The sequence below is a fragment of the Psychrobacter sp. genome (assembly GCF_049295055.1).
GTDB lineage: Bacteria > Pseudomonadota > Gammaproteobacteria > Pseudomonadales > Moraxellaceae > Psychrobacter.
On the sequence record NZ_JBAQQF010000034.1, the window covers coordinates 1 to 10,338 of the forward strand.

Consider the following 10,338-nt stretch of genomic DNA (forward strand, 5'->3'; position numbering starts at 1 on the left):
GAACCCTCTTCCTCACAAACTTCATCTTCTTCATAGAGGATAATATCGCCGGGTGTGCAATCTAAAAGCTTACAAAGCTCATTTAATGAATCAAAGTCTATTCTAGTGACTTCATTATTGTACATCCGATATAAAGTAGATCTTCCTAGTTTACACATCCTGTCAGCATCCGCTACGCGGATGCCTCTTTGTGCAAATAAAACAGGTAAATTGAGCTTAATCATACATAAAATCCCTAAAGTGATAAAAAAATGCTTGCAAGTGATAATATATACAGATAATATGTACTCATTAGTGATAACTAATGACCCACTAATAGTAAATTTATTTCACATGGAGAACTATTATGTCACAGACTTATCTTACTACTCAAGAATTAGCGGACCGTATCAAATACGACGCACGTACTATCCGCAATCAAATGAAAGACACTGTTTTGATTGAAAACATTCACTACATCCGTCCTTTTGGCGGTCGTAAGATTTTATATGTCTGGGAGCGTATCGAAGAAGATATGTGTAAGCCAGTTATGAGTGCCATCAACGGCATGGCTTTACAGTAAGTTTTATTTAAACAAGGAGATTAACAATGGCATCAGTAAGAGCAAGGCGTGGCAAGCTGTTCATAGATTTCACATATATGAATATTCGTTGCCGTGAGACAACAAACTTCCCTGATACTCCGGCAAACGTTAAAAAGCTGGCTTTAGTAGCAAAAAAAATGGAAGCAGAAATAACCCTAGGCATCTTCGACTATGGTGCCTACTTTCCGAAGAGTACGCGTTTAAAAGAGATGACAGCACTGGCTGATAGAGTGGAAGCTTGTATCAGTCGTAATCCCACTTTTAAGCAGTTTTCAGAGACTTTTTATGAGGAGAGAAAGATTGAATGGCGGCCGAGCTATCGGCAAAAGACGCAGATTATTTTGAATAAGTATTTGCTACCTGAGTTTGGTGGCAAAGCGGTACATGCCATAAAAAAACCAGACTTGCTGACCTTCCGTAGCTCCCTCGCCAAAGTTCGCTACGGTAAAGAGGGTCAGTCAAGTCTGTCAGTAGCACGGATCAACCAGATCATGATACTTCTTCGTATGATACTAGAAGAAGCGTCAGATCGCCATGAGTTTGAGATGCCTTATAAAAATATTAAGAATCTCAAGCAAGCACGTCCTGATGTCAGTCCTTTTACATTAGATGAGGTATTTCTAATTTTAAAGCATGTCCGTGCTGATTATAAGCCCTACTACACCATTCGCTTCTTTACGGGTATGCGTACCAGTGAGATCGATGGGCTTAAGTGGGACTGTATTAACTTTGATCGGCGTGAGATCAGTATTAAAGGGGCATTAGTGAATGGGGAAATGGGTCCAACGAAGACATTGGGCTCACAACGTGATATTGCGATGTCACAGTTAGTCTATGACGCCTTACTAGAGCAGAAGGCACGCACCTATGGTAAGTCAGAGTTTGTGTTTTGCAACTCACAAGGTAATCCCATGGAGTACCGCAATGTAAATCGGCGGGTGTGGAAGCCTACGCTTGCACTGCTCGGTCTCAAACACCGACGTGCTTATCAGACTCGGCATACCGCAGCGACGCTTTGGCTGGCTGCTGGTGAAAATCCTGAGTGGATAGCACGGCAGATGGGTCACAGTAGTACGGAGATGCTGTTTCGGGTGTATAGCCGCTATGTGCCTGATATTACCCGTCAGGATGGCTCAGCGATGGATAATCTGCTACTTGCGAGCAAAGAGAAGCTAACCAGCGCATCGAATAGCTCTGACACTGAAGCACTCATCAAGAATAAACAGACTGGCAAGGAGACGTCACTATGACAATTATCAATTATGAAGAGCTGTTTGCTGAACTTAAACGGGACGGTGCAATCAGTGCAGATGCGAACCTGATTGCTAATACATTAATGCGTGAGTTGTATGTTTCATCGGGTCATAACCTCGCTCGCTTCTTGGGAGTAAAGCGCTGCTTTGATAACGATATGGCGATGCGTGTATGGGTACAGAAGCGCTTGGATGTGAATCTTGACTATGTGATTGAGGATATGCGTTGTCAGCTTCAGAGCGAGCTTTATGAGCTATTACCGCACTCTGACCATGTCGGCTACTAAGGAGAATGTGATGAGTGTAAAGCTTCAGCCGAATATGACACAGAACGCACGAGATCTAAAGATCTGTGAGGATTACTGGTCATATGATAATAAAGGTGATTATATTGCACATGTAGAAACCGTCTGTGAGAAGTATGATATTAGCCCTCAGTTACTGTTCGAGATAATCGGTGAGTGTTTTGCTTATTTAGATGATGTGCGATGCGAGTACTGTGGTTATGTGTGCCCTCTGCAGATACCAGCAGACATCCCTTACATGCGAGCAAAAAACAGTTGGTGCTGTGAGGTATGTGAGCATGCTGTATGGCGGGAACATAATCATAGATAAGTCGTTCAAGATTTCAAAGCCAGACAGCTTAGGTTGTCTGGCTTTTTTGTGTGCAACACTTCTTCTCTTAAATACAGTCCAAATTTAGTGTGCCACTACATAGGGTAAAGTTAATAAAAGCTCATCAACTTAGTAGATTTTCCACAAAACTCCAATCAGAAATAACTGTCGTACTATTTGGATACCAGTTTCTGCCCATAGTTGCAGCTGCCTTCACGCGCAAAACTATCTTCACCTTCAAGCTTGAAGATTTTTCCATCAAAAGACCATGCGCGAACCTGACATTCCTCAGAGGTATCACCCATATGAACAACCTGTATTAAATTGCTATCAAGCTTAAATTCAATCGCCAACTCTGGGGTTGATTCTCCACCAAACGGCGGCTCAAAGACTTTCCCAGTGCGAGTGTCAGTAATATAACTCATAACACAAGAAGTACCGCAGCCAAAAGTAATGAAAGAGTAATGCCCATTAAAATTAGCCCCTTCTGCTAAGCCATCACGTATACGGGTTCGGAACATGCGTGCTGATTTATCACGTCCTTCAAAATCGGGCATAGCAATAGGATGGGCGGAGGTTTTAAGATTTGAATGCTTTGGGTTTGATATAGCAAAGGCATTAAAACTGGGGACGTCAGCAATCAATAGGCTTGGCGCATATTTAAGACTTTCACTCTCGGCACAAGATTGGTTCCAATGTTGAACGCGCTTCTCCTTGGTTTGACTAAGAGCATGTTTAGCCTGCATTACCCAAGATTCTAGTGTACGACCTACAGCAAACATCTGAATTACCTCAATCTCTGATAGATCATCGGCAATTCGAGGAGTGCCAAGACGTTCATCATCAGCCACCACATCAGCTAGGTCGAGCATGCGGCCAAGAATGCCGCATTCATGATCTTCGCGATAATAATCCAAGTAATCTACATCACTTTTGGAGGTGTTCGAATAACCAAGACGGTCAGCTTCAGACAAATAAAAGGCAGCCCGTTTTTCTACTGCTGGAATTACTGCTTCCCATGACTCAGCATGAGCAGTACTTATAAATGACAGAATAATAGCTATAACAGAATAAACCTGTTTCATGAAAGGATTCCTAGCGCATTTATTGGTCATACCAGCCTCCTTCTTTGGGTTATTATAACGCTAACCCCTGCTATCAAATCCATAGATATTAACTGAGGAGGTTTTAGTGACACAGCTTGACGGTAATAAAAAAACTTCATATATCTTAGCGATTTATAGCACAAACCCTTTTGAAGCCTACTTTTTTCGCTATAAACTTACTTACCATAACGTCCGTTTATAGAAACAGTCGAGGTTTTGGGATTTACTTAATAACTGGTAAAAGTTTTTCAACTTAAAATTCATTGTTGATGTAATAATATAGCAAGTTTTACAAACAATAGATTACATGATAGATTGAAATATTGTCTATCCATGAGCCTTTAACCATATGAATAATTTTTATAAAACGTTTGTTCTAGCAACTATTGCAATTACTTTGTCGGCTTGTGCTACTGATCGTAATCTAAGTAATGTAAAAACTCCTACTAATCAGGTATACCAACCTGCAATAGCAGTTAATACTTCAGAGAGAGAAGAAATCTTAGGTATAGTTCAGAACTTCGCTACAAGCGTTGCGTGTTCAACCTCTTTCGATGATGATGCGATAACGAAAACTACTGTGAATGATGTTTTTTTAGTTGGCACTTCAAACTTAGGGAATCCTGAAAATAAGAGTTTTAATTCAGACTATCTAGTTTATTGGAGCGGTGATATGGGTTGTTCGGGAGGGGTCGTAGATAACACCTCTTTCATGACATCACTTACTAAGATTTCTAATACACGACCTTTTTTAATTGAAACAGGTTTTGGTAGAGATGATATTCGTCATGATAGATTTTTTAGTGATCTAGATATTTACCCTAATTTTGTTAGTGAAGTTGATTACAAAGACGGGGTTTTTAGTATTATATCGAGTCATGATAACGGTGATGGTACAAATGGGTGGATTAGTAATAATTCACCCAGATATGAGTACCTTTACACTGTTGCAGGTGACGCATCTGAAGGATGGAGAATTGTAGATAAAAAGTTGTTGTCGGAACATAAGCTTCAATAACTCGCAATGATGGCTTGGGTTAATACTAAACCGCTCCAACTACATCAGAGGCTAATTTACTTAAGTGTGCGAGGTAATGGCGTTTTTCGCTATTAGTTGCAGATATTCCCGAGTTGGAAGTTACTACTTCTAAATCATGTTGGGTGCGCTATCAAGTTATCGATCTGCTAGTGTTAGAAATGAACAGCAGGGTTCAGTCATTGCGTCAAAATCATGTTGGTCAGTTCACTAGATTATTTGGCGTTTTCTGTACATCATGAACCGTCCCTACTTTATTGAATAATCTGATATAGTCGAGGCGGTTCTGGTTTAGAGTGAAATTTCAAAAAATACTTATATTCTATCTAAACTCACTCATAACCCTAAAAATTAAGATGTATATATGATCACACTTTAAGACATTCAGATAGTATTATTAAATACTTTTCTTTTTGCAAAGTATAATACCTATTGATTGTAAAGCTGACAGCATTTCTTACCATATTCAGACATATTCAAGCCCTGCTGAGCAAAGGATTTCGCCATACCAGCAGAAATTTCGCTACCATTAAAACTTATAACAATCTTAGAAAAACTAGAATTATTTTTAGCGACTGAACCATCTACTTTTGGTAGTTTAAACTCATAATCTTTCTTAGAGACGATATAGTTTTTTAGTAAACTCTCGAATACCTTGCCACAAAATATAACGTACTCTCTTTCCTGGCTGATTATTGTATCCAGCAAGGTTTCGACATAAGGATTTAGTGAATCACCTTTAATTAATGCAGTTTCAAATTTACTTGAACCAAAGGGCAGGAGCTCGAGTTGTAGCTTATTATCCATGACCTTTTCTAGGTTCAAATATTCATTGTCATCGAATTCAATAACGTTAAATGGCTTTATAAATCTAATTTGCTTAAGATCAAAGGGAGACTTAAGTGACTTATCTGAGTGTTCACCATAATGGGTTTTGCCGTAGTATCTATGAAATTTAAAATACTCGTCAAAGTTATCAAACTTGAAACTCCCTTTATAGCTATCTGACGGATTATCCTGCTGTTTAGGGTTGAGGTGAACGAGTACAAATTTTGCTTGGAGATCACCGAAGAAATATGCAGGATACTCATTATGATTGACATGCATTCCAGTCTGTTCTGACAGCTCCTTTGCACGAGTAATCTTACGATTTAGATGAAACTCGTCAATATCGTTTCTTATTATATTAATAAGATTTTTCATAAAAATCCTTTTCTTGAGTAAGATAACTGTAGATAAATCAAATAACTTGCATAGTAAAAGTTCAGCATTATTTTTGCCTATCAGCTCATCTCGGAATTTATTTAAAAGTACATGTATAAAAAATAAATTAAGTGAAGAAGACTGTATAGACAACATACATTGCTCCCAATGCTAGTGCAGCTACAAACAACCACATCAAAATCGTAAACACTATAGATATCAAAGAAAAAAGTAGTACAAATGGCAGTAATATTAAAGTTAAAATCTTTCCAAATATATTTTTATTAATCCACTTTTTTCTATAAACATAATTAGATGCCCTTTCAATAATTTAGCTATCATAGAAGTCCCTTCTATAGATTTTTACTTTTGAGTTAAAAACGAATATTTTCTTACTATTCGTTTTTATATTTTATAGACTAATGTTTATTATAGTAAGATTTTAGAAAAAATACTATTAATAGCCACACTAAGTTATTCTTTATATTAATTAGCCAGTCTTATGGCTCATAAAGCCAATAGCACCAAACAAACTTACTTTCTTCAACTGTTCAACACTATTGACAGAGGTATTAACAAGATTAGGGCTTGCCACCACGATAGCCTGTGTTTGTGCTCTAGAAATTGCCACGTTAATGCGGTTTTTATCGAATAAGAAGTCAATACCTCTAGGCGATTCATTAGCATCACTAGCGCACATGCTTAAAAATACGATCGGAGCTTCTTGACCTTGAAATTTATCAACACTACCAACCTTTGCTTGTGCACCCAAAGCTGTTTTTAGCTTACTCACCTGATGATTGTATGGGGCGACAAACAGCATATCTTCCCACGTGATTGGTCGAGTAACTGGCTCACCATTATCTTTGGTAGCGCCAGTATAAAACATGCGACCCAGTAGTGATTTAGCCAGCTGCTTAATCGTTGCTACCTCCTCATCAGAAGCTTGAGTATTACCCTCATGCTCCACGGGAACAAAGGCAATGCCTGCTTCCAAATTTAAGTAATCTTCTATCCCCTGGCAGTCAGTACTTTGGTTAGTTGTATTGTCTGTTACGTTGAGGATACGCTTATCATTATCGATGTGTGATTGTAGTTTACTCTCGTAGATTAGCTGACTGATAACCGTATTCACCTTACTATGCATACGGTAGGTCATATCTAAGAACACGCCCATATCCGCAGGGATGGTCGGTGTTTCGTGTAACAGATAGTCAAGTACAGATAGTCCGCTTTTAGCAGGATGAGTGCCTTGTGAAGGTTGACCCAGTTGCATTTGATCGCCCATTAATACTAGGTTTCTCGCACTACGACTCATGGCGACTAAGTTTGCTGTTGCGACCTGCCCTGCTTCATCAATAAACAGATAGTCGAGCTGCTCTGTCATGTCCTCACGAGCAAATCCCCATGCAGTCGTACCAATAACACATGCTGGCTGAATTTGGCTGGCTAGTTGGTTATTGCTTGAGATAGTCACGTCGTAATCAGCAAGCTCATCGTCCGTCTCTTTGTTGCAGAAAAATGATGCTTTTATATTGTGCTCTCTGCAGTGTTTAGCCGTGCTAAGTAATAGATTATTGATGGCTTTATGACTGTTACTAGAGATACCGATTTTTGCCCCTGACTTAAGCAAATGAGCAATGGCTTGTTTAGCGGTATAAGTTTTACCAGCGCCTGGAGGCCCTTGTATCGGTAGGTAGCTACTATCAAGATTACCAATTGCTGCGATAACTTGCTTTAAGCGAGCATCAGGCTCCTCACTGCTGACAATATCACCACCTCTGTGATTTAAGATTCTTGGCTTTACACCCGTTAAAAAATCCATAATGGCAGATTTTTTCTGTCTAAATAACCCTTTTTCATACTCAGAAATCGTTCTAAACAACGCACCAGAAATGATATCAGTACTGATATATTTATCGGGAATGAGCGACACCATATTTGGGAGTTCATCTTTAGCTTTGAGTACAATTAGCCCGTTTTCTAAATCGCTCTCCTCTACAACAAACCCTACTTTTATATTTTTACCTTCAGATGTCTCTAACCCAAGCACATAGAAATTACTTGAAGCCCCCTTAAACTCTTGCTCTGGATTAAATCTATATTCGTAGCTTAGGTTTCTAGCTTTTGGTGAATTTTTGAACGCTACTCTATCCGTGCGCTCACATATGGCCAGACAATCTAAATCGTTAAAGAGCTCCATCTCATCTGAGCCAAGGCGATCAAATAGCTTCCAGAATAAAGGTTTGGACTCTCGGCGATGAAACTCTAACATCCATGCTAGATTCTCAGTGAGTTGTGCTTGTTTAGGATTATCTAGTGACTCTGTTTCAGCTTGGTTTAATAGACGATCACGCAGTGCGGTAACCATGGTTATTTCTTCGGAGGTTTCTGGCTCAATGACTTCGGTTTTACCAAGATAATCAATGTTATGTATTAGCTGTTGTTCCCTTAGCCACACCGCCAGCTCTTGCGTAGAATCGCAATCGTCAATATTGTAGTCTCGAATGTCATTAAGAATCTTTGAGGTTTGCCAAGTATCGCCTTCCAAACCACGTTGGTTTAACTCACGCCACTGATCATAAACGACGACTGAATCACCACCGTCACCTACTTCAGTATTGCGTTGATTGCGATATAGACGTTCGACATTTTTAATTGAGTACCTGGGAGCACCCAATCGCAAACATCCCTTTACTACCTTGTATAAATCGACAAACACTTCATTTCTTAGCAGTTGATCAACTTCATACTCACAAACACCGTAGCGCCCCATCAGCTTACGACAGGCGGTAATCTCATAACTGGCATAGTGGTAAATGTGCATACTTGGATCTTGTTGCCACCGACCAAAAACCCAATGGATAAACTCCTGAAAGCATTGCTTTTCTTATTCACGGTTGTGAGCCCAAAAGTCTTTGAACTGGCGGTTGCCCTGCTCATCAAAGTAGGTATTACCCCACAAGTATTCCAATCCGCCTTCGTCAAGCGGAAAGCCTTCAATATCAAAGAATACATCCATAGGAGAATGAGGCGGTAATAATGAGAGTCCTTTTCTCTCAGCTTGCAAATGTTGCAGGATTTCAAACTCTGGCTTATCGCTGTCAGTCGAACCACCCAGCTTTTGACTTTTTATCTTACTTTTTATTTGTATAGTAGCTTGAGCTTTTAGCTTAGCAAATACCGTAGAGGGAATACCACTCACTAATAATACAGGCGACTCTGCAAGCTGCTGCATAGTATATATACCTGCCTGATTAAGCTTTTTAATTTGTCCTTTGGTAATACTTGCTACTTGAAACAAATGGTCTTTATCAAGCAAAAGCTGTTCGGCATGATGGCTCCAGTTGCTCCAGCTTCCAGAGTCGGCAGGATCTGGGCAGTGATCTAAGTGGAATTTGGCATGCTCGTCTAGAAAACGGGCTTTTAAACTTAAGTAGTAATGGTAAAAATCATAAGTCTTTAGCACCTCCATCTCACCATTGCCAAGCGCAACAGTAATACTCTGAGGCAAGCAGCCTTGAATGGATTCAAGCATTTGAGCGTAACAACACAACTGGATGATAAATGTCGGCTTAACGTGGCTAGCAAGCTTTGTGTCCCATACCTCATAATGCCAGTTGCCAAGCTTGCTTGGGGTTTGATCTGAATCGTGTATTACTTTTACCAAAAAATCAGCAAAGCCAGCAAATTGGTCAAGCTTTAATCTTGCCTGCACAATGACTTCGATACCTACTTTCATTGCCTCTAGAGTTTTGGTGTATTTTTCGGTATTACTGCTACCCTCAATCTTTACTAGCGTCCTACCCTCAGCTATAAATCTTGTCTCGAGCTTATCTTCATGGGCATAGCCTTTTTGTTGCAGTAATCCCATGAATTCATCACTGAGGTCTCTTTCTGGGGTCAGCTCTGGGTATTCCTGAGCAAGCCTATCCATCCATGATGCAAAAGGACTTTCCATATATTTGGTCAGGTCTGATGGTGAGTAATACATTCTTTCTCTTTTATACATCGGGCACCCTGCTTTTTTTCAAAGTTAATTAATGATAAGGCTTAATATGTGAAGTCTTTTTAGATGACCAAAAGCTGATATTTATTTCTCGTTACTTTATCCCGATAAAACATCCAAATCTTGATTACTGTACTAAATTATATTAGTTAATATCTGCCTCATTTCACTCAGCTATCTATTCAAAAAATACTCTTAAATAGCGCGACGCCGGATGTCGTGAAGGTAAGTTATTTATATTGCAATTACTATGGTTATAAGTGATATTGATACACAGTCGATTATCTTTAGTAAACTTACTTTGAGTCTATACCATATTTATATTATTTTGTTTTGAGAGAAATTTATTACTGTATATTTAAGTAAATACTTTTTACTAGGGCGTGTCCTCATTTTAAAAATGGTAATAAAAATAAGATAAATTGCAGGCAAATAAGGAAAATAGCGCAGTTAATATCGGGATATTACCCAGCTATTTGACGATGTTTGGCAAAATTTAGCTATTTTTAGTCCCTTTAGATGTCCATCGATTG

8 protein-coding genes and 1 pseudogene are annotated in these 10,338 nt (G+C 39.2%); 4 read left to right on the forward strand and 5 right to left on the reverse strand.

Features of this window, described 5'->3' with window-relative positions; genetic code table 11:
* Positions 1-224 (reverse strand): helix-turn-helix domain-containing protein (locus WAZ74_RS05000; protein ID WP_422306430.1); only part of this gene is annotated, 224 nt, incomplete at its 3' end.
* 122 nt (positions 225-346) lie between these two features.
* Here WAZ74_RS05000 and WAZ74_RS05005 point away from each other — a divergent pair.
* The 3 genes from WAZ74_RS05005 to WAZ74_RS05015 are packed head-to-tail and all read left to right on the forward strand — an operon-like array spanning position 347 to position 2,123.
* Entirely contained in the window at positions 347-562 is a 216-nt protein-coding gene (locus tag WAZ74_RS05005) for a hypothetical protein (RefSeq protein WP_147222245.1), read from the forward strand.
* Between the two features lie 26 nt (positions 563-588).
* On the forward strand, positions 589-1,833 hold the full coding sequence (locus tag WAZ74_RS05010) for an Arm DNA-binding domain-containing protein (protein WP_422306435.1): 1,245 nt from the start codon (positions 589-591) through the stop codon (positions 1,831-1,833).
* Positions 1,830-2,123 (forward strand): hypothetical protein, encoded by a 294-nt coding sequence (locus WAZ74_RS05015; protein ID WP_422306437.1) that lies wholly within the window; start codon positions 1,830-1,832, stop codon positions 2,121-2,123. Before WAZ74_RS05010 ends, WAZ74_RS05015 begins: the two co-directional genes overlap by 4 nt.
* Positions 2,124-2,624: 501 nt before the next feature.
* Here the strand turns inward: WAZ74_RS05015 and WAZ74_RS05020 are convergent.
* Entirely contained in the window at positions 2,625-3,536 is a 912-nt protein-coding gene (locus WAZ74_RS05020) for a hypothetical protein (RefSeq protein ID WP_422306439.1), read from the reverse strand.
* A gap of 370 nt (positions 3,537-3,906) precedes the next feature.
* On the opposite strand from WAZ74_RS05020, the gene WAZ74_RS05025 reads away from it, so the two are divergent.
* A complete protein-coding gene (locus WAZ74_RS05025) occupies positions 3,907-4,575 on the forward strand; it encodes a hypothetical protein (RefSeq protein WP_422306441.1) in 669 nt (222 codons plus the stop codon).
* A 447-nt stretch (positions 4,576-5,022) separates the two neighbouring features.
* Here WAZ74_RS05025 and WAZ74_RS05030 read toward each other — a convergent pair whose 3' ends face one another.
* From WAZ74_RS05030 to WAZ74_RS05040, 3 genes and pseudogenes are all read right to left on the reverse strand, one after another.
* Positions 5,023-5,796 carry a hypothetical protein gene (locus WAZ74_RS05030; protein WP_422306443.1) on the reverse strand — a complete coding sequence of 258 codons (774 nt, stop codon included), beginning with the start codon at positions 5,794-5,796 and terminating at the stop codon, positions 5,023-5,025.
* A gap of 490 nt (positions 5,797-6,286) precedes the next feature.
* Positions 6,287-8,167, reverse strand: coding sequence for a DEAD/DEAH box helicase (locus tag WAZ74_RS05035; RefSeq protein WP_422306445.1), 1,881 nt, complete (start codon positions 8,165-8,167; stop codon positions 6,287-6,289).
* A gap of 93 nt (positions 8,168-8,260) precedes the next feature.
* Positions 8,261-9,808: pseudogene (locus tag WAZ74_RS05040) on the reverse strand (TM0106 family RecB-like putative nuclease); the annotation flags it as partial.
* Between the last annotated feature and the right edge of the window lie 530 nt (positions 9,809-10,338).

Coding starts and splice junctions, on each gene's coding strand:
- WAZ74_RS05005 (WP_147222245.1), top strand. CDS start 347: ATGTCACAGACTTATCTTACTACTCAAGAATTAGCGGACCGTATCAAA.
- WAZ74_RS05010 (WP_422306435.1), top strand. CDS start 589: ATGGCATCAGTAAGAGCAAGGCGTGGCAAGCTGTTCATAGATTTCACA.
- WAZ74_RS05015 (WP_422306437.1), top strand. CDS start 1,830: ATGACAATTATCAATTATGAAGAGCTGTTTGCTGAACTTAAACGGGAC.
- WAZ74_RS05020 (WP_422306439.1), bottom strand. CDS start 3,536: ATGAAACAGGTTTATTCTGTTATAGCTATTATTCTGTCATTTATAAGT.
- WAZ74_RS05025 (WP_422306441.1), top strand. CDS start 3,907: ATGAATAATTTTTATAAAACGTTTGTTCTAGCAACTATTGCAATTACT.
- WAZ74_RS05030 (WP_422306443.1), bottom strand. CDS start 5,796: ATGAAAAATCTTATTAATATAATAAGAAACGATATTGACGAGTTTCAT.
- WAZ74_RS05035 (WP_422306445.1), bottom strand. CDS start 8,167: ATGGTTACCGCACTGCGTGATCGTCTATTAAACCAAGCTGAAACAGAG.